At 50.0% G+C, this 21,494-nt stretch carries 22 protein-coding genes and 1 pseudogene; 6 read left to right on the forward strand and 17 right to left on the reverse strand.

The annotated features are described in order from the left end of the window. Positions 1-195: 195 nt before the first annotated feature. The 4 genes and pseudogenes from KNP91_RS06740 to KNP91_RS06755 form a co-directional block, all read right to left on the reverse strand. A complete protein-coding gene (locus KNP91_RS06740; RefSeq protein WP_214849283.1) occupies positions 196-672 on the reverse strand; it encodes a VOC family protein in 477 nt (158 codons plus the stop codon). Then, positions 669-1,340: pseudogene (locus KNP91_RS06745) on the reverse strand (MBL fold metallo-hydrolase); the annotation flags it as partial. The pseudogene KNP91_RS06745 and the gene KNP91_RS06740, both read right to left, overlap by 4 nt. Beyond that, positions 1,322-1,501: a hypothetical protein gene (locus tag KNP91_RS06750; protein WP_214849288.1), complete on the reverse strand. Its 180-nt coding sequence runs from the start codon at positions 1,499-1,501 to the stop codon at positions 1,322-1,324. The pseudogene KNP91_RS06745 and the gene KNP91_RS06750, both read right to left, overlap by 19 nt. Before the next feature lie 28 nt (positions 1,502-1,529). Then, on the reverse strand, positions 1,530-1,718 hold the full coding sequence (locus KNP91_RS06755) for a PspC domain-containing protein (protein WP_214764800.1): 189 nt from the start codon (positions 1,716-1,718) through the stop codon (positions 1,530-1,532). 136 nt (positions 1,719-1,854) lie between these two features. Here KNP91_RS06755 and KNP91_RS06760 point away from each other — a divergent pair, with 136 nt between their 5' ends. Further along, entirely contained in the window at positions 1,855-2,070 is a 216-nt protein-coding gene (locus tag KNP91_RS06760; protein ID WP_214764801.1) for a hypothetical protein, read from the forward strand. A 68-nt stretch (positions 2,071-2,138) separates the two neighbouring features. Here KNP91_RS06760 and KNP91_RS06765 read toward each other — a convergent pair whose 3' ends face one another. Beyond that, positions 2,139-3,449 carry a right-handed parallel beta-helix repeat-containing protein gene (locus KNP91_RS06765; protein WP_214849291.1) on the reverse strand — a complete coding sequence of 437 codons (1,311 nt, stop codon included), beginning with the start codon at positions 3,447-3,449 and terminating at the stop codon, positions 2,139-2,141. Between the two features lie 93 nt (positions 3,450-3,542). Between KNP91_RS06765 and KNP91_RS06770 the strand changes: the two genes are divergently transcribed. After that, positions 3,543-4,157, forward strand: a complete 615-nt coding sequence (locus KNP91_RS06770) for a hypothetical protein (RefSeq protein WP_214849293.1) — start codon at positions 3,543-3,545, stop codon at positions 4,155-4,157. A gap of 44 nt (positions 4,158-4,201) precedes the next feature. On the opposite strand, the gene KNP91_RS06775 is transcribed toward KNP91_RS06770, so the two are convergent. The 5 genes from KNP91_RS06775 to KNP91_RS06795 form a co-directional block, all read right to left on the reverse strand. Next, positions 4,202-4,705 carry a DUF1572 family protein gene (locus KNP91_RS06775; RefSeq protein WP_012370390.1) on the reverse strand — a complete coding sequence of 168 codons (504 nt, stop codon included), beginning with the start codon at positions 4,703-4,705 and terminating at the stop codon, positions 4,202-4,204. A gap of 20 nt (positions 4,706-4,725) precedes the next feature. Next, positions 4,726-5,904 carry a hypothetical protein gene (locus tag KNP91_RS06780; protein ID WP_214849295.1) on the reverse strand — a complete coding sequence of 393 codons (1,179 nt, stop codon included), beginning with the start codon at positions 5,902-5,904 and terminating at the stop codon, positions 4,726-4,728. Between the two features lie 154 nt (positions 5,905-6,058). Continuing rightward, positions 6,059-6,802 (reverse strand): SDR family NAD(P)-dependent oxidoreductase, encoded by a 744-nt coding sequence (locus KNP91_RS06785; protein ID WP_214849297.1) that lies wholly within the window; start codon positions 6,800-6,802, stop codon positions 6,059-6,061. A gap of 24 nt (positions 6,803-6,826) precedes the next feature. After that, entirely contained in the window at positions 6,827-7,621 is a 795-nt protein-coding gene (locus KNP91_RS06790; protein ID WP_214849299.1) for an SDR family NAD(P)-dependent oxidoreductase, read from the reverse strand. Continuing rightward, positions 7,618-8,067 (reverse strand): MarR family winged helix-turn-helix transcriptional regulator, encoded by a 450-nt coding sequence (locus KNP91_RS06795; RefSeq protein WP_214849301.1) that lies wholly within the window; start codon positions 8,065-8,067, stop codon positions 7,618-7,620. Before KNP91_RS06795 ends, KNP91_RS06790 begins: the two co-directional genes overlap by 4 nt. 234 nt (positions 8,068-8,301) lie before the next feature. Between KNP91_RS06795 and KNP91_RS06800 the strand changes: the two genes are divergently transcribed. Next, on the forward strand, positions 8,302-10,047 hold the full coding sequence (locus KNP91_RS06800) for a methyl-accepting chemotaxis protein (protein WP_214849303.1): 1,746 nt from the start codon (positions 8,302-8,304) through the stop codon (positions 10,045-10,047). Positions 10,048-10,159: 112 nt separating this feature from the next. Continuing rightward, positions 10,160-10,561, forward strand: a complete 402-nt coding sequence (locus KNP91_RS06805; RefSeq protein WP_214849305.1) for a VOC family protein — start codon at positions 10,160-10,162, stop codon at positions 10,559-10,561. 65 nt (positions 10,562-10,626) lie between these two features. Here KNP91_RS06805 and KNP91_RS06810 read toward each other — a convergent pair whose 3' ends face one another. From KNP91_RS06810 to KNP91_RS06825, 4 genes are read right to left on the reverse strand one after another with little or no spacing between them, the layout of a single operon-like run. Beyond that, positions 10,627-10,992, reverse strand: coding sequence for a hypothetical protein (locus tag KNP91_RS06810; protein ID WP_214849307.1), 366 nt, complete (start codon positions 10,990-10,992; stop codon positions 10,627-10,629). Between the two features lie 33 nt (positions 10,993-11,025). Further along, positions 11,026-11,568 carry a nucleotidyltransferase family protein gene (locus KNP91_RS06815; protein WP_214849309.1) on the reverse strand — a complete coding sequence of 181 codons (543 nt, stop codon included), beginning with the start codon at positions 11,566-11,568 and terminating at the stop codon, positions 11,026-11,028. Between the two features lie 14 nt (positions 11,569-11,582). Then, positions 11,583-12,059, reverse strand: coding sequence for a hypothetical protein (locus KNP91_RS06820; protein WP_214849310.1), 477 nt, complete (start codon positions 12,057-12,059; stop codon positions 11,583-11,585). Continuing rightward, complete coding sequence (locus KNP91_RS06825; protein ID WP_214849437.1) at positions 12,056-12,232, reverse strand: hypothetical protein; 177 nt, start codon at positions 12,230-12,232, stop codon at positions 12,056-12,058. Before KNP91_RS06825 ends, KNP91_RS06820 begins: the two co-directional genes overlap by 4 nt. A 342-nt stretch (positions 12,233-12,574) precedes the next feature. Between KNP91_RS06825 and KNP91_RS06830 the strand changes: the two genes are divergently transcribed. Next, complete coding sequence (locus tag KNP91_RS06830; RefSeq protein ID WP_214849311.1) at positions 12,575-15,808, forward strand: ABC transporter permease; 3,234 nt, start codon at positions 12,575-12,577, stop codon at positions 15,806-15,808. 14 nt (positions 15,809-15,822) lie between these two features. After that, positions 15,823-19,533: an ABC transporter permease gene (locus KNP91_RS06835; RefSeq protein WP_214849313.1), complete on the forward strand. Its 3,711-nt coding sequence runs from the start codon at positions 15,823-15,825 to the stop codon at positions 19,531-19,533. Positions 19,534-19,572: 39 nt separating this feature from the next. Here the strand turns inward: KNP91_RS06835 and KNP91_RS06840 are convergent, their stop codons facing one another. From KNP91_RS06840 to KNP91_RS06850, 3 genes are all read right to left on the reverse strand, one after another. Beyond that, positions 19,573-20,535, reverse strand: coding sequence for a DMT family transporter (locus KNP91_RS06840; RefSeq protein WP_012370380.1), 963 nt, complete (start codon positions 20,533-20,535; stop codon positions 19,573-19,575). A 104-nt stretch (positions 20,536-20,639) separates the two neighbouring features. Next, a complete protein-coding gene (locus KNP91_RS06845) occupies positions 20,640-21,077 on the reverse strand; it encodes a hypothetical protein (protein ID WP_214849315.1) in 438 nt (145 codons plus the stop codon). Positions 21,078-21,138: 61 nt separating this feature from the next. Next, the gene (locus tag KNP91_RS06850) at positions 21,139-21,441 is read right to left on the reverse strand and encodes a putative quinol monooxygenase (protein ID WP_012370378.1); all 303 of its coding nucleotides are present in this window, start codon (positions 21,439-21,441) and stop codon (positions 21,139-21,141) included. Between the last annotated feature and the right edge of the window lie 53 nt (positions 21,442-21,494).

The following is a 21,494-nucleotide window of genomic DNA, read 5'->3' on the forward strand; positions in this document are numbered from 1 at the left end:
CATTTTCGCTTCACATCAATCTGCTCAGATTCAGAAAAACATTGACCCATCGCTCAAAACAGGGCTTTTTTGGGAATGATAATCTCCATCTTTGCAACTTAATTCCAATCGTATATTCAAAGCATGAGAGAGCCTACAAGAATGTGATCTCAAAAAAATCCCCCTCTGACTCACAAGGAATCGAGGAGGACTTGATTATCTTAAGACCAAACCCCGCTCGTTCAAGAGGCTTTCCCATTCGCTTAAGTACATGTAATCCTGTGCGCCGAGCGGATTATCGAGCTTCGTGATGAACTCGAGACTGTTGCCGTCCGGATCGTTAAAATGGATCTTCGCATGAGCATGCTGGGCAATCGGCATGACGAACGGTTCCGTTCCTTCAAAACCAAACGCTTTACGCGGTGTGAACCCGCGTTCCGTCAGCCAAGCGACCGACTCACGCAAGCCGTCGAGTGAAACGTGAAAGGCGATATGGCGGATTGACGGATGGTATGGCAGTTCGACTTGGTCCGCTTGCCAAAGACCGAGCCAACTCTGATCCTCAACAATCCAGAGAAAAGCGATTTTTTCATCTACGATGTGATCAAGTTTCAACCCAAGTCCCGTATAAAACGCGATTGAGCGCTGTAAATCTCGGACCGGTAGATGTGCTTCATAAAGCCCAAGAATCATCGCCGTTCACGTTCCTTGACGTGTCCGCTTAGCGCCTCGATGTAGCGGCTTGCCGAACGGGCGACGGCTGCGTTCGCATCCGTCACAACGATTTTATGGAACGCATCGTAGATTTGATTAAAGCGGATGTCTTTTAAGACAGACGCCATCTCAGCGACGGTCGCTGCCGGTAACGGAATCAGGTTCGGATAACTGTACATGAAGCTGACCCACGCCCGGTCGGCGACGACACGGACGATATCTCCCGTCAGTAAAATCCCGCGTCCTTCGTCCCCTGACGTCCATTCAAGCACAGTCGCCCCGTCAAAATGACCGCCGATACGGTGTAACGCGACATCGTCAGCTAGCTTCAAACGGTCACCGGACCAAAAGACAATCCGTTCACTCGGACGCGTCACCCATTCCTTGTCCGCTTCATGAATGTACAGCGGAATTTCAAATGTTTCCGCCCACTCGACCTGAGTCGCGTAATAGTGCGGATGCGACAAGGCCATTGCGTCGAGTTGTCCCACTTCCTCGATGACCGCCTGATCGAGATAGGTAATGCAGTCCCAAAGAATCCGTTTTGTCCCGGCGACGAGATAAGCCGTCTGTCCGATGCCGAACTTTGGTGTCGTGACGAGACTCGAAAGTCCCGGTTGTTCCTCTGTTACGGTCGTTTGATACGTACCCAGATGATGTTGATCAGGGCAAAAATCAGAACCCCGACTACGAATCCGAGCAGGACACTGACGTCAAAGGTCCCTTTCGCTTCGTAAACAATCAGTAAACCGACGATCGCGCCAATCAGAACACCTAACACACGAAGTGCAATCTTTCCGTTTGTCATCGTCATGCCTCCTTTTGTTCGTTTGTTTTTACAACGTTCTTGGTGCATCCACCATCGCGTTAGCGAGAATCATGTAAATGATTAAATTGATCGGAAGCGGAATGACAATAAAAATCAGCCGGACGGCCAGTGACGAAATACCGAAGTGTTCCGCGAGTCCGCCGCACACTCCCTGGATCGAACGATCTGTCGCTGATCTGCGTAATGATTGTGCCAATCGTCTCCCCTTCTTTCTCTGATTCCATGTTGGGTGATTAATCCATATGTTACAATAATTAGTATAACGTAACGAGGTTCAATTTTGCAGGGGACAACCCCTTTGATTCGGAATCTGACAGAAAGGACGTGAGACGTTGGATATTTTTTATTTGATTCAGGAACGGGCGTTACCGTTCTCGATTTTGGCTTTACTGATGATGGCGAGTGCCGTCGTCGTGTATGTCGTCTGGAAAAGACAGGTCAGCTTACCGTTGCCGCTGCGTATTTTTACGACTGTCGTCTGCCTGACCTGCATCATCGGTTCAGCCGGTTTGATGCTTTTCACACTGTTCGTCGGCTACAATGCCTAAAAGTACAAGTCCGTTAAACAAACAGACGTCACTTTTCCTCAAGGAGGAGAATGACGTCTGTTTTTCATTCATTGCGTGACTGCCCGCTCAAAAGCAGATTGAGTGCGGTATTCTTGATCCTGCCAAATCCAACGCTTCGCTGTTCCTTTCGCCAAGTGGTACGCGTTCTGTTCGAACTGATTCCCTGAGCTTGTCTTAAAAAAATGGGCGACAAACAAATTATCCGGACCCGTCGTAAACGTATTGCGGTCAATCCGGTTATCGCGGACATCATGTTGGACCAGCAGTTGTCCCCCTTCCAGTCCTTTCGTATCATTGCCGGTGACCTGATTTCGTGTAATCCGGACCTGCTTCGTTCCGCCGCGCTTCCTGTCGTATCCGCCGATTGAAATACCGGTGAACCGGTTTTGTTTGACCAGATTGCCGCGGACCGTGACTTGTTCCGCGTATTTTCCCGCATGTTCACTCGTCACTTCGATGCCGATATCATTCCGCTCGACGGTATTGTTTTCGATTGTCAGCTGCTTTCCACCGTCGACGTAAATTCCGGCTGCATTGTACTCTTTGCCGTAGACCGGATTGCCGTAACTTGAACTGTCGGAAACAACATTGCCGGAAATCGTTCCGTTTTGGACATAATCCTCGGTCGGTTTTGTCGCAACCCCCTCATAACCGATCAAGTCGATCCCGATGTTATCGTTGCGCCGAACGATATTGTTCGTGACGGAGAAACCGTTGATATTACCGTTCAGAACCAAAGCTTCACTGGCCCCGAGCCGATTATCTTCGACCCGGTTCCCCCGAACGGTGATCTGCTTTAAGCGACCGGTGCCGTAGATTGCAATCCCGTGAGCGTTGCCGTCTTTCGCATGGGTTTGAATTCGCCGGACCTGGTTGTCAATCAATTGAATGTTCCGTCCGGTACCCTTAACAAAAATTCCGATTGGTGTTTCGTTGGTTCGTGTCGTTTTGATATCGGCGACAATCAGTCCTTGAATCGTCACATACTGTCGATTTTCAATCCGAATGAGTGCCGTGTCTCCGTCCTTCGGTTTCAGCGTCTTACCACTTAAGACCACTTTCTCCTGTTGGTAATTCCGGAAGACGACCGGTGCCTGTTTCGTCCCGCTGTGCTTGACCATCAACGCTTCCGTGTACGTTCCTTTGCGAAGGTACACCGTCGTGCCGGCTTTCGCGAGCTGACCGGCCCGTTTCAGCGTTTTCAGCGGTTGTTTGATTGAACCGGCATTCGTATCCTTGCCGGTCGGCGCGACATACAGAACGTGTTTCGCAGCTGTCGACTCCGCCGGTTGTTGTTGCCAGGTCGCTGAACAGCCAAATAGTCCGAGCGACAGTAAAAGAATAAAACGTTTTTTCATGTAATCCGTCCTTCCTGTGATACCTAATCAGATTGTAAATATCATCCATTCCCCTTACACTGAATATACTTACAGATGAAGGACGTGACGTGGATGTTGAAACAACTGCTTGTCTGTTCACTATCGGCACTTTTACTTGCCGGTTGCACCGCAGAAGAAACCGGTCCGAAAAAAGTCATCAAACCAACGGAACTGCCGTTGACACTTAAATTCGTTGAGTCCAAAGAACCGGAAGATGCCTTTGTAAATAGCGCGACCTATGTCATGACCGGTCAAACGGATCGCCCCCTTTACCTGACCGGAATCGAATATTTTGCGTCGGGTAAGCAGAAAATCTGGTTTTCCGAGACCATCAAACCCGGTCAATATGACGGAAAATCACTGAAACTCAGTCAACAGTCTGATCGCGCAAAAGGCTACCGGTCCTACAGATATGAGCTTGAGGATACGATGAATGAGTGGTCCGAAGAATCAAATGATTTAAAAAAATTCTTGATGACGGGTGTCGAGTTTCAGAACCAATCATTCCACGCATCTGAATATGACCTGTTGATGTTAGAAAAGTCGACCGTCCATGAGTCCATGATGGGAAGATCATTAGCTGCTATCGATTCTCCTGCAGGCATCAAACTCAAAAAAGGCGAGCATGCTTTTACGATTTCATTATCGACCAAATTCTTCGGTACACCAAGTGCACGTACACTATGAAAACAGACCTGTCTCTTTATCGAAAAGAGGCAGGTCTGTTTCGTTCAGTGCCGCTGATGCGGCAAGGGAATCGTCAATGGTTTAAAGTCCGGTCCGAGCAGGATCTTCATTAAAAAAATCAGCTGTCCGGTGTGATAGGCATAATGCGCGAGTTGCCGTTCAATCGCGTCGACGACGAGATGCGGTTCGCCGCGGATCAAGACGGTCCGTTCCAGATCGTCCGGTGTCAAGGAAACAAGCGTTGATTCGACGAGTTTCCAGCCGTCGTTCCATAGTGTCAGCAAGGTCTCTTTATCATGCCCTTGGTCGACAAACTCGGCGTCCCGGTTGCGGTCCGGCTTTTCCCCGTCTGTCGTCAAAAAGTCGGTCCAGCGTGACGTCATATTGTTTGTCATATGCTGGATCAACAGTGCCACACTGTTCGTATCCGGCGCCAGTGTCTGATGGAACTGTTCCTCGTTCAGCCAACCGAGTGCCTGCTCCGCCGGTTCGCGGACGGCCCGGAACCGTGCTTGAATTGCTGTCAAATACACCTCTTCAAACGCCATTTCATTCCCTCCCTTTGCTGTTAATCGATCACGAAGTCCACGCCGTTTGCTCCTGCGACCGGTATCGTCCGTAACGTTTTTAAGTTGTCATCCGTGACGATCAATCGGCCTTTTCCGGAAAGTGACGTTTTACTTTCCGTGAAATATGACGTCTTCTTATACGGATTCCGGTACAGGTAACGGTAATAGTTCCCCGCCTGCCAGAAATCAGGTCGGACCGGTTCAACCCGGAAGGCTTGTCCGAACGTCCACTTGACGAGCCGTTGATCCGTATCGTTTTCACCGGTGCCAATGATTTGATATCCGGTCTGTTTGTTGATCATCCGCATCGGTTCCGTCGCCCAGTAGTTGACATCATCCAATACTGAAAATGACTTTTGCTGCATCGTTCCGTTCGTCTTCAGCCGGATCATCACGCCGTCGGTCGTTGCAAAATACGCAGTGTCTTTCGCACCGTATAACGCCGTATAGGCATACGGTTCGTCCGCTTTTCGAATGACGCGTGATTTTCCGGTCGTTTGGTCGAGCAGGACCATTCCGGCCGCCCCTTCTTGATCATCCTCGGTCCCGTTGTTGGCATAAGCAATCGTCTGATCCAGTTCAAGAATCGGTGAATCAAAGACCGGCATCAGCCGATCTTCAATCGGATACCGCTTGTCTGTCCGGACGTTGATTAACTGAATGTTTTCCTTTGGCTTCGAGGCATTCGATTCCAGCCAGACATCTTTCCCGTAATGGGCAACGGACGTGATCGCTGTATTCGGCACTTCGTGTTTTGTAAACGTGCCCCGTTTTAAATCGTACGTAAAAAAGTGATCGGCTTCGATGCCATCCGGGTGATGTGCATAGATGTGCCGCGGGTCGGTTCCTTTTTGTGACAGCCTCATCCAATAGAAATCCGGGTCAGCAATTGCTTCTGTCTTCAGCTCTTTCCCCGTTTTCGACAGTGTCGTCATCAATCCCGGTTCTTGCGGATCATCCTGTGTTTCTTTATAACGGCTAATATCGCTTCCATACAGCAGGATGACCTGACCATCTTTCGGCGTAAACGTCATCGTCGTGAGATCCTTCGAAATGACCGGATAGGAAACGGCTTTTGGTTCCTCCGGACGCAATCCGAGATATAAAGCACCTGCACTGACAAAAACGGCCAGTCCCGCCGTTCCGTACAGCATTCGTTTTTTCCATGGTTGAAGCATGAATATCCACTCATTTCGTTTGTCATTTTCACCTTCCATTGTACCGCTTTTTTTGTAAAAAAATTCTTTAAAAACGAATTTTTATTACCAATTGACCTGTTATTCGATAAAAAAAGACACTGTCGGATGGACAGCGTCTTTCGTTTCCTTTGAGTTAACGGGCTGTGACGCCACCGTCTACCGGAAGACCGATTCCCGAGATATGACTCGCTTCATCTGTCGCAAGGAAGAGGACGGCGTGCGCGACTTCTTCGGCCTGTCCGACATGACCAAGCGGAATTACCTGTTCAAAATAGTCTTTATAGGCTGTCATCGACGGGGCACTCATCTTCGTCTCGATGTACCCCGGATAGACGGCATTGACCCGGATGTTGTACTTGCCGTAATCGACAGCCGCCGCCCGCGTTACCGCATCGATTGCCCCTTTTGATGCCGTATATCCGCCGGCTCCCGCCATTCCGCTGATGGCAGAAATCGAGGCGATGTTAACGATCGATCCACCCGTTTCCTGCATCAAGTGAATCGCCTGTTGCATCCCGAGCAGAACGCTGTTGACGTTAATGTTGAAAATCCGGGACCAATCGGTTTCATCCTGCTCTAAAAATGGGGTACTGAGCGCAATGCCGGCATTGTTGACCAGAACATCCAGTTGATTAAACTCCCGCATGATCATGTCCGTGACGTTTTGCCAACTTTCACGGGAAGAGACATCGTGGCGTAACGCATATGCTTGACCCCCTTCAAGCAGTATCTGTTTAACGACCGCACGGACGGCCTCTTCATTGATATCCGTCGCGACGACGATGGCACCTTCACGCGCCGCCATCAGTGCCGTGGCTTCTCCCATGCCACTACCAGCACCGGTCACTAAGACGATTTTTTCTGCTAATCGATTCATTTTCATCCACTCCGTTTCTTGGTGTTAAGGTTGCATCGCTAAAAAATCGGGACTGGTCGGATTGCCGATATAATGTCCGCCTTCAATTTGTAGCGTCTGCCCGGTCATGAACTTGGATTCGTCTGACGCAAGATAAACGACGGCATGTCCGATGTCATCGGCCTCACCGTGATACGGAAGGGCATTGTATTTTTCGAAGGTCGCGAGCAGACTGGGACTCATGTTTTCTTTTGCTGCTGGTGTCAAAATCAGACCCGGAGCAATCGCATTACAGCGGATTAAATCCTTGCCGTACTGCGTCGCGATATACTTCGTCAACTGGACGACGGCAGCTTTTGACGTCCCATAGGCAGAACGGATGCTGTCACCCGCAAAAGCCGACATCGAAGCTGTATTGATGATTGATCCGCCACCTGCTTCCTTCATATGTGGAATCGCATATCTTGCACCAAGCAAAACACTTTTGACATTGACGTTCATTAATCGGTCCCATTCCGCCAAGTCCATTGCGACGACATCGAGATCTTTCTGAAGGTTCGTCAGACCGACATTATTGAACAACACGTTAATTTTCCCAAACGACTCGACGGTAAAATCGACAGCATGCTGGATCGATTCAGCTTCAGACGCGTCCAAGAAGACGGCAGAAGCTTGTCGTCCTTGTTTCCGTAACTTAGCCGCTACTTCTTCCGCTCCATCGACGTTATAATCTGCGACGACGACGGCAGCTCCTGCTTCGGCAAGCAAAGTCGCGGCCGATAAGCCAATCCCTGACGCACCTCCTGTCACCAATGCCACTTTTCCTGCTACTCGATTCATCGTTTCACTCCGTTCTCACGCTTTGCCCGGATATGGGTCAACAGTTTTTCGTTGATTGCCAAATAAAGCCGAATCTCTTCTTCATCCAACACGTCATACAGTTCAAGATACTGTTGTGTTCCGATTGCCTGAGCTTCACTTAAGATTTGCTCGCCCTGCTGCGTAATCTGAAGCAAGACTTGCCGCCGGTCCTGTTCGTTATAGACCCGCTCGACCAATTCAAGCTGAATCAGCTTTTTAGCGATGTTTGTCATCGCTCCTCCCGTAAAACCAAGTGTTTCTGCTAACTTCATTTGATTTTGAGGTCCTTTTCGTTTTAACTCGCCCAGTGTCAGGATTGGTGAAATTCCGACGTTATGCGGAAAACGGGTATTCCAATCGATGATCGCTTCATTCGTCACGGCTTCCACCGTGTGTATCATCTTAAAAAGCTGATCTTGTTCCATTCGTTCGACATCCTTTCTGGTCGTTTGATACTTGCGTCATATTCTACACATTCCTTCTCGCATTGAATAATTTAACACTAAACTATTTAACTGTAAACATTTTATTTTTATCGTTTTTTAAGTAGTTACCGTTATTCTATCCTTTAACTTTTTTAGTCACGCTCTCTATAGTTTATTCAAAATCTGACCGATAACTTAGATAAGCACAACGCAATACTTCATCAGGAGGTTTATATGAATACGACACGGACTCATTCTATCAGAACACGTTTACTGCTCATCATCAGCTTGATACTCATTCTTTTCTTTGTCTTCAGCAGTGTATCCCTTTACATGACGACGAAACAAACCGCGTTGTCGACGCTGAAAAAGACAGCAGAACAGGATGCGTTTCGAATCGCTAAGACTATTGATACCGATGCCTACCAAAAATTCTTAACGAATCCGACAAACGATGCGACGTATGATCAATTACGCGAATCGCTTGATCAATTACGAAAGCAAAACGGCTTATTGTATGTCTATACGGCAAAAATCGATCAAGGCAAGGTCAAACTGTTGATTGACGGTCTTCCACTTGCTGACGCCGCGAAAATCAATGATCCGGCAACAGGAGCCGTCGCCTCCGACATGAAAGACGTCCTCAAAGGACAAACTCATGCGACGGATATGATCGATGATCCGAAATACGGACAGTACATCAGTGTCTATGTGCCGCTTAAAGGAGCAGCAGGTCAAGTCATTGGAATTCTCGGGGTGGATATCGCGGCAAAAGATGTCGAAACCTTGACGACTTCGATCCTGAAACAGAGTCTGCCTTTGTTCATCGGACTTTTGCTTATCCTGCTTGCTCTGACGCTTGGTACGCTGTATTACATACTCGGACGAAAATTAAAACCGCTCGAGACGCTTCAATCGGTCGCCCAGCTGATTGCTGACGGAAAACTTGATCGGGCGCAGCAAACGATGCATCATTTAAAAATCCCGGCTAAAGATGAAATCTATACGCTGGCCCGTTCCATCGAGCAAATGAATACAACACTCGGTTCAATGATTGTCGACATCAAACGGACGACAGTTCTCGTCACGGAGACAAGTCTGGCGATTGATGCCGGAACGGCGGAAGTGTTGGACGGTTCGACGCAGATTGCCGAGACGATGTCGGAAATCGCAGCCGGGACGGAAAATCAGACGCATACGACTCTCGCATTGACGGATGAGATGACCGGATTCTCGGCTCTTGTCCAAAAAACAGCTGACGACAGCCGGCATATCGAACAGACTGTCGAGACGATGCGCCGTGCGACCGAAGAAGGACAAACGCAGATGAAACAGTCCGTCGTCCGGATGAATACGATTCATACGCATGTCGCGGAAGCCGCGGCACAGGTCCGGCAATTAAAACAACAGTCGACTGATATCCAGGCACTTGTAACAATCATCCGTGATATCGCGGCGCAAACGAACTTACTGGCACTGAATGCTGCGATCGAAGCGGCCCGTGCCGGCGAGCAGGGAAAAGGATTTGCGGTCGTCGCGTCGGAAGTCAAAAAGTTATCGACGCATGTCGCAAGCAGCGTCGACCAGATTGCTTCGATTGTTCAGAACATCACCGGCAACTCGACCCAAATGGAAGTCCGCTTCATGGAGACATTGGAGGAAACGGCGACCGGTCAGCAGGAAATCCAAGCGACGGACGGCTCGTTTTCTGATATAGCGGGACAGGTCGGAACCGTCGCACGTTCGGCTGCCGGTATGCGGCAACAAATGCTGGATGTTGCCCGGACGGAAGAACGGATCCGCAGTGCCTTGACGGAGATCGCCGCTGTTGCGGAAGAACATACGGCCGGCAACGAAGAAGTCGCTGCCGCCTCCGAGCAGATGATTGCGACGATTTCCGGATTGCATGTTTTGGTCGAGACGTTAAACGAAACATCTTCTTATTTAACAGATCAGACAGAGAAATTCGATCTGACGTAATCAACAAGCGTCCGTCTCCCACAAAGGAAACGGACGCTTGTTTATGATAAAATTTGGTTTGAAATTACTGTAGACTACATACAATCCGCATCACCTGAAAGGATGATTGACGATGAAACAAATCCATCACCTCTGTATCCAGACGACCGATTACACCGCGTCGAAAACGTTTTACGAACACCTCGGCTTCGAACTGGTCCAGGAATCCCCTGATTTCCATACCCGTGCCTTCAACAGCTGGCTGAAGCTCGGTGACTTCTACATCGAACTTCAGACGAACAAAGTCGATGAGACCTTGACGTCCTATACGAAACATGCAGCCGGTCCCGTCCATTTCGCATTGTATGTCGATGATCTGCAGGCGGAAGTCGCACGGCTCGAACAGCTCGGCATGCCGTTCTTACCGAAACACGACGGCAACATCTATTTTGTCGTCGACGGTCACCTCAGTAAACTGAAGGCGCCGGAAGGAACAATCATCGAACTGCGGGATACATGGACGATTAAAGGATAATGAAACAAACGCTGATGCCGGTCACTTCTGGCATCAGCGTTTTTCTGATTCCTTCAGCTGTTCCTTCACTTGATTCCCAAGTTTTCGATATACGTCGTGTCCGACTGATCGAGTTGATCGGAAACCGTCTTTATATCCGTCACCCGCACGTACCGGTCACCCTGCTTTTGGTAGACACTTTTTTTATCTCCCTGCAAAGGTGTATCATAGTACAGCTCAATCCAGTCCCCGTCATCACTGACTTCAATACCCGTTTCTTTTCGGACAATCGGATCGTGATTCTGCCAAACGAGTTCTTCGTTTTCCAGTTTAATCACGGTCTCGATGGAGGCATTAAATTTCTTTTTATAGTCAGGCGCCGGCGGTTCCCGAAACAGATAAAAAATCAGCAAGGCACCGAGGCCGGCAACCAGCATCTTCCGAAAATCCATCTGACCCCTCCTTTGACGGTTGATCCTGATTGTTTAGAACCGGTCGACAATCCGTAAATCAGACCGCTTGTCCCATCCCTTACCGGCGACACGTTTTTGAAAAATCGTATGACGCGGTAATCCTTTTGAAAAGAGCGGTGTCGGACGGATCGTCCGAGTCTGTAAATCGGCTGCGCCATAGGCCAGATACAGCTGCAATTGTCCGTCCGTTAACTTCGCCGCTATCGCCGTCACCGTCTCCGGAAAATGTGCGATGGCATCACAGGTCGATTGATACGGAGGCAACCCGTTTTTCAAGTGCATCCGTGCCTGGTTTTTGACCGACCACGGCAACGGTTGCCATGACTTCAACTGTTCCTCATACTGTTTTTCCGTCGCTTCCGATGTATCGGTCGCGTCGTAATAGACGACATCGATATCCTGTTCTCCCGTCAAAGTCAGCCCCCAAACCAACGACCGGATGTAACCGGCGCAAATCCAGGCATCCGGCAGTCCGAGCCGGTCAACGAGAATTAACTGTTCGCGCAGTGTTTCATTTTCATACAATGACTGGTAGATTTCGTTTGTTTCCTGCACGGATAGCCTCCTCGTTATGTCTTCAGCTTTTGCCACGTCTTCGGATAGGTCCGCAACTCTTTTTTTGTCGGATGCTCGGGATCGAGTACTTTTCCGCGGCGTTCAAGAATCGTATCCGTCAGTAAGAGTACAATGGCAAGCAACAGGTAAACCCCGATACTCGTGAAGAACGGCAGACTCAGGTTTAATACGACCGGCAGAAAAAGACCGACTAAGACGATGAAACAATAATCAATCACGTACTGGACTTGAATGATCCGCTTCATTGCCGGATGCGGTGTCAGCGCCATATCCCGGTTGACTTCTTTTGAGTGCAGGCGGGCAATCAAGACCAGCGCAACGATGAGAACGGCGAACGGCCAGTAAGCCCCGCGATTGGCGACAATCAGGACGATACTTGTTCCGTACAACAGTGCACTCAACATGCGTTGTTTCATCAGACGCCGTTTTGCCTCCTGAATGAACTGGGTCCGCTCCTGTTTATTTTTCATGAATATTTCCTCTCCTTACCAGAACGGCGGGTCATTTCGATGATGGATATCCAGTTCGTGATCGTTTGACGTATACGCACGAGATCATCCATTAACCGTTCCCGGTAACCTCGTCGTGCCGCTAAAATCGTCATTCCTACAGCAATCACGGTAAATATACCAATCATGATCATCGCCATTCCTCCTTTTAGAAATCTTCTACTTTATATCCTATTCGCTTCCATTTACCGGATGTCCTTTAACCAGATTAAGCGGTCCTTCTGGACGAATCGTAAAAATAAATTGATGGAATTTTTAGATAATTATCTCCATTCTGAACCAAAAAGGTTCTTTAATTATATATAATGGTAAAATAATCATTTTAAAATGAAAAATATGTCATACAACTTTTGAGGGAGGAACTGTGATGAGCGATGTACGTAAAAATCCAATCGTCATCCGAATGAATGAACCATCATTTATTGAACCTGTTGTTTCGTTTTTTTATAGCCAAAGGATGATCGGAGGAACGGCCGATGCTTAAATTCATCTGGAATTCCTGGTGGCGTAACAAGGAGCGGTTTATCCTGCTCCTTGTCGGCGTCCTGATCGTCAGCACCGGCCTCAGTTACCTGATCGGGACGACGCAGGCAAACAACGGCACCGTCGTCGAAGAGTTGCAAAAACGTTGGGGCTCATCTTACGACATCGTCGTCCGGCCGCCCGGCAGCCGCAGTGTGACGGAAGACCTGAAACTGCTTGAGCCGAACTACATGAGCGGGCTCGATGGCGGCATCACGCGAAAACAATACGAAACGATCAAACAGATCACGGATGTTGAAGTCGCGGCTCCGATTGCGATGATCGGCAACAGCAACATCTTTTCCGAAGTCGGCACGTACACATTTGACGAGGAAGGTGTATATAAAGTGTCGATGGTCGACCAACAGGACACCGGACTGAAAATCGAGAAGTCTCCCTATTCATTTTTCCTCGCAGCCGGTTGGAATCCGTCGGGGAATGACGGAATGAACCGCGATATCATGATGCAGGAGCTTGGAGAACAACCGCTCTTCCCGTTCGGCAGCGCGACGATGCTTGCCGGCATTGACCCGGAAGCGGAAGCCCGACTCGTCGGACTCGATCAGGCGACCAAAAAAGAAACATACAGCCACTACTTCACAAAAGACGATACGGTAGTGGATCTCGGCGAGGACGTCAGCCAGATTCCGATTCTTTTAAACAGCCGGGAATATGTCGATGCCTTTAAGACATACCGCTATGAAAAAGTTGAATTCCCGGTTGTAGACGACTCGATGGACGCAACCGTCAAAGCCATCATGAAAAAAGGCGGAGAACCGTTCCTGCGGACACTTCCCGTCTATGAAACCAAGACATATAAAGTGACAACCCAGGACACGCATCAAAAGCTGGTTGATGACGTCTTACACCACACCCTGCCCTCGATGCCTCCGGGCAGTTTCGACTGGATGTTCCTGAAACCGTCAGCGGTCGACTATCAGACGATTACAAGCCCTTTCCCGAACCGTTGGCCGTTCACCTACCAGGTCAAGCCGAAGGAAGCAGCAAAAGATGCCCAACTCGCACGGAAAACGATGTACCGCGAAGCGATTGAATTCGCAAAAGACTTCAAGGACCTTCCGAGAATGCGACTCAACTATATCGGCGTCTTTGATCCGAAAAAGCTGGCCATCGCGAAGGATCCGTTGACGGAACTGCCGATGGAGACCTACTTCCCGGGGAAAGCCGAATGGGTCATGGATAAAAATAACCGCCCCGTCAATCCGGCCCGGACCGTTAAACCGGCCAACGACCCGTATGATTTCCTGACCAAACCGCCGTCCCTGCTGACGACGCTTGACGCTGCCTTTAAGCTCCGCGGCGATAAAGCTATTTCGGTCATCCGCGTCAATGTTAAAGGGGTCGACGTGATGAATGAAGCGAGCGAGAAAAAAATCCAGGCCGTCGCTCGGGAAATCGAGGACAAGACCGGACTGATCACCGATGTGACGCTCGGTTCGTCCCCCCAGCTCGCCCTCACCTATCTGCCCGGTTTGAAGGGCGAATCGGCACTCGGCTGGATTCAGCAACCGTGGATCAAAATCGGTTCCTCGATGGCGATCTTCCAGGAAGCCAAAGTCGGGATGAGCGGCGTCATCGCTAGTGTCATCGCAGTCGCGCTCGTCTACGTCTTCAGTTCGAACATCATTTTACTGTATGCCCGTAAACAAGAGTTCGCAATTTTACTGTCACTCGGTTGGCGTCCGCGTCAACTGTCGAAAATGCTGTTTTTCGAAGCGACGTTGCTCGGAACGTTCGTCGCTCTGATTTCCTGGACGATTCTCGGTTCGTTCTGGCTGACGACAGATCATCCGATTGCCCTCAGCCGGATCCTGTTGATCGGTCTCGCCGGTCTGTTGATCTACTGGGGCGGAACGCTCGTCCCGATGCTGCTCATCCGCCGAATTCAACCATATGACAGCATGCGGTCAGGAGAAGTCTCGAAAGGACGCCGGCTCGTCCGGTCGCAGTCCCTGCTCGGAATGAGTCTCAATCAACTCGTGACATACTGGCAACGGACGTTGCTGTCGGTCGTCGCGATCGCCCTGCCGACCAGTCTGTTCATCTTCTTCCTCTTCGTGACGTTCCGCTTGAAAGGTGTCTTGTATGCGACCTGGCTCGGCGAGTATGTGGCGCTTGAAGTCGGGACGATGCATTACGTCGCGATGGGGGTCTCGCTCCTGATCGCCATTTTGACGACGACAGAAATCATGTGGCAAAACGTCAATGAACGAAAACCGCAACTGGCCGTTTTAAAGGCGACCGGTTGGCGTGATCGGCAAATCCGTTTGCTTGTTCTCAGCGAAGGTCTGTTCACGGGCTTCTTTTCCGGAATCGTCGGCGTCCTTGTTGCCCTCGGTCTGATTGGTTTTGTCTACAATCAGTTTCCGACGAAGGAGCTTTTGTTCCTCAGCGGGATGCTCGCGATTCCCGTCGTGACCGGTATTCTCGGTGCCTTACTGCCGGCGCAGCGGGCCGTCCGGATTACACCAAACGCCGCGATCGGCAGTGTCGCCGTCAACACGAAAACAACGGAACGTCGCTTTAAAATCGCACTCGGCTCGATCGGCACGGTTCTCGTTGCGGGTGTTGCTTCGCTGTTTTTCTTTGCCTCGTCGGAAGAAGTCATCCGGCCGACTGAACAGGTTGTCCAAAAGACGCCGACCGTTCGGACGACCGGTGCGAAAATCAAAGACGAAAAAGCGGATCCTACAATCAAACCAAAGAAAAAAGCGAAATCCTACAAGAAATTAACTGGAATTGACCGGCTGATGAAACCGGGATTTGTTAAAACCTACCCCGGCGATCAGGCAGCAAAGCGTGAATTTTTCTACGTCGAACCACTGCTGAAAGAACCGCCGGCGGAACTGAAGCTGCCGAAATTGCAAAACGAACAATACGTGACCGTCCCCGTCATCCTGCATGACAAGGAAGCCGAGCCGAATCTGGGCTTTTCGACCTACAATCCGAACCGATTTACGCTCGAAGATACGCATGGCCATGTCTATGAGACAGTCGATTACGTCAACCGGAACGAAAAAGCCTGGCGTGCGGTCAGTCAATACTTTGCCCCGCTCCGTTCGCAGGTCGACTTGGTCTTTAAAGTACCGCGCGGGAAAAAGACGTACGTCATGTATGCCTCGGGAGATGCCTTTAAACCAACGACTGTCAAAATTGAAGTGCCTTAAAAAGGAGGAAGTATATGCTGAAATTCATCTGGAATTCCTGGTGGCGCAACAAGGAGCGGTTCATCCTGCTCCTCGTCGGCGTCCTGATCGTCAGCACCGGCCTCAGTTACCTGATCGGGACGACGCAGGCGAACAACGGCACCGTCGTCGACGAGTTGCAAAAACGCTGGGGCTCGTCTTACGACATCGTCGTCCGACCGCCGGACAGCCGCAGTGTGACGGAAGACCTGAAGCTGCTTGAACCGAACTATATGAGCGGGCTCGACGGCGGCATCACGCGAAAACAATATGAAATGATCAAACAGATCACGGATGTTGAAGTTGCGGCACCGATTGCGATGATCGGGAATTACTATGCAGATGCCCAACTGGGTACGTATGATTTCAAAGAGCCGGGTATCTATAAAGTTACGATCCAAGACGTTCAGGATACCGGTTTACAACAGGAAAAGGAAACAAACTCCTACTTTTTAGGTGCCGGGTGGTCTCCTTCCGAAAGTGATGGCTTAAACCGGGATCTTTCGCCGCAAGAGTTGGGAAAACAACCACTGATGGAGTTCGGCAGTGCGACGATGCTCGCCGGAATCGATCCGGAAGCAGAGGCAAAACTTGTCGGTCTTGATCAAGCGACGAAAAAAGCGACACATAGCCGATACTTTACAAAAGACGATATCGCAACAGACAACGGAAACGATGTCTGGAAGATCCCATTGATTTTAAACAGTCATGAATACGTCGATGCCTACCGGAAGTATCGTTACGAAAAAGTCGATGTGTCCTTAGTCAATGATTCGATGACCGAGACCGTCCAGGACATTATGAAAAAAGGCGGGAAATCGTATCTGAAGACGCTTCCGCTTCAACCTGCGAAAGTCTACAAGATTACGACAAACGAAACCTCTGAAGAACTGGTCAACGACATCTTAAAAGGAACGGTTCCGTCCAAACCAACCGGAAGCTTCGATTGGATGTACTTAAAGCCTTCCTCCGTTGAATACCAGGCGCTCGCGAGTCCGTTCGCTACACGATGGCCGTTTGCCTATCAGATCACACCACAGGAAGTGCCGGAAGATATTCAATTGGCCAAACGAACGATGTACCGAAAAGCACGGACATTTGGAGATACGTCCATCAATTTTAAATCCGTACCGAAGATGACTTTAAATTTCATCGGTGTCTTTGATCCACAAAAGCTGAACATTCCAAAGGATCCATTGACGGAACTGCCGATGGAAACGTACTTCCCGGCGAAAGCCCAGTGGGTTATGGACAAAGACGAACGGCCCGTCAATCCCGTCCGTGACGTCAAGCCAACGAATGACCCGTATGACTTCCTGACGAAACCGCCGTCGATGCTGACGACGCTCGATGCGGCGTTCAAACTCCGTGGCGACAAAGCCATCTCGGCCATCCGGGTCAACGTCAAAGGGGTCGAAGCCATGAATGCGACGAGCGAAAAAAAATTACAGGCGGTCGCGCAAGAGATTGAAGACAAGACAGGACTGATTACTGATGTTACACTCGGGTCCTCGCCGCAGCTCGCCCTGACCTACCTGCCCGGCTTAAAAAATGAATCGGCTTTAGGATGGGTCCAGCAACCGTGGATCAAACTCGGTTCCTCGATGGCGATTTTCCAGGAAGCAAAAGTCGGGATGAGCGGCGTCATCGCAAGTGTGATTGCGGTCGCGCTCGTTTATGTCTTCAGTTCAAACGTCATCTTGCTCTATGCCCGTAAAAAAGAGTTTGCGATTCTACTGTCACTCGGCTGGCGTCCGCGTCAGCTGTCGAAGCTGCTGTTTTTAGAGGCGACACTGCTCGGAACGTTCGTCGCCCTGATTTCCTGGACGATTCTCGGTTCGTTCTGGCTGACGACGGATCACCCGATCGCCCTCGGCCGGATCCTTTTGATCGGACTCGCCGGTCTGTTGATTTATTGGGGCGGCACGCTCGTCCCGATGGCTCTGATCCGCCGCATCCGGCCGTTTGAAAGCATGCGGTCCGGTGAAGTCTCAAAAGGCCGCCGGTTTGTCCGGTCGCAATCGATTTTCGGGATGAGTCTCAATCAACTGTTCACCTACTGGCAACGGACATTGCTGTCAATCGTCGCAATTGCCCTGCCGACCAGTCTGTTTATCTTCTTCCTGTTCGTGACGTTCCGACTGAAAGGCGTCTTATATGCGACCTGGCTCGGTGAATATGTCGCGCTTGAAGTCGGAACGAAGCATTACGTCGCGATGGCGGTCGCCCTCTTGATTGCGATTCTGACAACAACGGAAATCATGTGGCAAAACGTCAATGAGCGAAAACCGCAACTGGCCGTCTTAAAAGCAACCGGTTGGCGCGACGGTTGGATCCGGCTGCTCGTCCTGACAGAAGGCATGCTGACCGGGTTGTTCGCCGGTGTGATCGGTCTCTTGCTTGCGCTCGCGATGATCGGATACGTCTACAACCAGTTCCCGGTCAATGAGCTGTTGTTCCTCAGCATGATGCTGTTCATCCCGGTTGTGACCGGGGTCATCGGTGCCCTGTTGCCGGCGCAACGGGCTGTCCGGATTACGCCGAATGCGGCAATCGGCAGTGTCGCCGTCAATATCGAGGCGACGGAACGACGCTTTAAACTGACGCTCGGCACGATCGGCGTCGTCTTAGTCGCCGGTGTTACGAGCTTGTTCCTGTTTGCCTCAAACGAAGATATCACGCAAGCACCAAAGCAGGCGCAGGATAAACCGCCTGCCGTTCAAACGACCGGTGCGAAAATCGCTGATGTAAAACAAAATGAATCGAAGAAAACAGCGGCCGTTTCACAGTCGGAAACCGATAAAAAAATCAAGAAGTTGATGAAAAAAGGTATGGTGCAGACGACTCCGGGCGGCGAACAGATCAACAATCAGTTCTTTTATGTCGATCCGCTGATCGAGACACCAAAAGAACTGGATTTAAAAGAAAAACCGGGTTACCGTTTTGTGACGGTTCCGGTGATGTTGGAACTAGATGTTGATCCTGAATTTAAAAATGCCATGTCTATTTATCGGCCAAGTACCTATGCGATGACCGCTCCTGACGGAAAGGAATACTTGCCGATTGATTATGTCAATCGTAATGAAAAAGCCTGGAAATTCAGTTATCAGTATTTTTCGGGCAAAAAATCACATGTCGATCTCGTCTATCAAGTACCGGAAGATGAAAAAGTATTGGTCCTGTATGCATCGGATAGTGCGTTCCCGAGAACGGTCACCGTCAAAATCGAGTTGCCTCCGGTAGCAAAGGCTTTGACGGATCAAGAAGAACAAGCGGTAAAACAGATGATGAATAAAGGTGTCGTCAAGACCTATCCCGGTGATCCGCTTCAGAAAAAAGCAGTGTTTCATGTGGACGCTATGTTGCCGAATCCGCCGAAAGAGTTGAAATTAAAACCGCGGAGCGGTTACCAATTGGTCACGTTGCCGTTGATTTTTCAGGATACGTATTACGATCATGACGGAAGTTCCGTGAATTACCGGCCGAATACGTTCACGCTGCAAGCACCGGACGGAACCGAGTATGAACAAATCGATTACGTCAATCGAAACGAAAAAGCATGGAAAAATGGATTCCAGTATTATCCTCCGTTTCGTTCGCAAATCGATTTTGTTTATGAAGTGCCGGACGATCAGTCTGTTTTCGTCATGTATGCGTCAAGTGAAGCGTTCCCGAAACCGACGACCGTCAAAATTGGACTGGATTAAAAAATGCTCCCTTCCACTGACGGAAGGGAGCATTTTTAGTTAGAGCCGGATCAGCACGATACCAACAATCATCAGCCCGAGGCTGACCAGTTGAACACCGGTGACCGGCGTTTTCGCTGCGCCAAACAAACCGAACCGGTCAATCAACAGACTGCCTGTCAACAGACCGATGGTGACGATGACGACAGCAGCACCCGCTCCGACAAGCGGCACGATGACGGCATTGCCGGCGATGAACAAAGCACCGATCAAGCCGCCGATCCAAATCCACCATGGTGTCGGGAGCGACCGATCGAACTGCCACTTCGTCCGGACAATCAGATTGACAAGCAACAGGGTCACCGTTCCGACGACAAAGGAAATCAATGCTGCTTTAATGGCGGAATCAAGCACCACTCCGAGATGCCCGTTGATCGCGGCTTGGGCGGCACTCATCATTCCCATGACGACACCCATGATCCGCCACCCGTAAATCGTCGGATCGACAGGCTTCGCTTGTTCCGGATGCCGGCGTTTTGCGAGCCAGTCACCGAGCGCAACGGTACCGACGACACCGAGCAGGACAAATCCGGCGCCGAGCAGACGACTTGGGGAAACCGGAGTGACGGCGGTCGAAAACCAACCGAAATTATCAATCAACAGACCCATCAAGACCTGTCCAAAAATCGGCATGATGACGGTCTGAACACCGCCGATTCGCGGGAACAGTAGAATGTTTCCGGTTAAAAAGATGACACCGAGCACACCGCCGATCCAAATCCAGGCGGGTTCCGACCAGACACCCGGATTCAGACGGAAATTCTGTTCCACGAACAGCGTCAGGACGATCAAAAAAACCGTCCCGATGCTGAAAGAGAGCAGAGAGGCAAGGAACGGCGAGCCGACGATGCCGCGTAAGCGTGTGTTGACACTCGTTTGAACGGGCACGAGGATCCCGATGATTAATCCGATGATAATGGCAAGAATAAGAAGCCCTCCTTTTGTACGAGTCGTTCCTATCATATGCCAGAGCCGGACAGGAAAGCGATTTGCCTGCTTATACCGTCAGTTGAACACAAGAAAAAGCACCCGAATGCTACAGATGCTTTTTCAACAAATGGATGTAGTCAGCGGTATTCTTTGCTCATCGGCTGTTCCGGATCGGCTCGATGGATTCGGTACTCGAGGACGATTTCGATGACGATTCCAATCAGCATGAATCCTGCCACGTATAGCAGTGCCATGTCCGTATCATCTCTAAGTTCAGTCGTGACGATCAGGAGCAGCATGAGTGAAATGATACCAAAACCCATGATGGACCGGAGTCGAATCAATCGTTTGGCACGTGTCGAATCTGACAGTCGGCTGATTTCAAAACTTTCGCGACCTAACATCACGCCGGAAACCGCGAGTGCACAGATCAGTACCAGCATCGACCAAATGGATTGGTCAAAAAAATGAGCCGCTAAAAAGGCGCCGCCGGTAACGACGGCCGATAGAATCCGGGCCGGCTTCGTTCTCTTGCGGATGGTTTGAATGGTTTGGATCCGTTCTTGTTTGTTCATCTTCTCACCTCATGACGATCATACGTGTTCTGGCTATAATGATTCCCTCTTTTTGTAAAAATTATGCCAGTCCTTTGCCTCCGTGCGGCTGATCTTCCAGCAACCGCTCGACCTTTAACAGAATCGGTCGCGCCTGTTCAATCAATTGCCGGGTCGCCGGCAACTGCAAAGACGCAGCATGCGCCGCTTGATCCGTCCAAATTTCCCGGACCATTACGGTATCAGCTTCTTCAGTCGTACTGACGATATACTGCTCACAATCTGAGACATCTTGTAAGGACGTTGCTGCTTCTAACAGTACCTCCACCAATCGGTGTCCCTCACCGGGTTGGGTCGTGAACTTTGTCCATAATCCGTAAAACATCTTGATTTCCCCCTTCATGATTGGATGATTACTTATTTGAATGAAAATTCCTG

The organism is Exiguobacterium sp. s138, from assembly GCF_018618775.1.
Lineage (GTDB): Bacteria > Bacillota > Bacilli > Exiguobacteriales > Exiguobacteriaceae > Exiguobacterium_A > Exiguobacterium_A artemiae.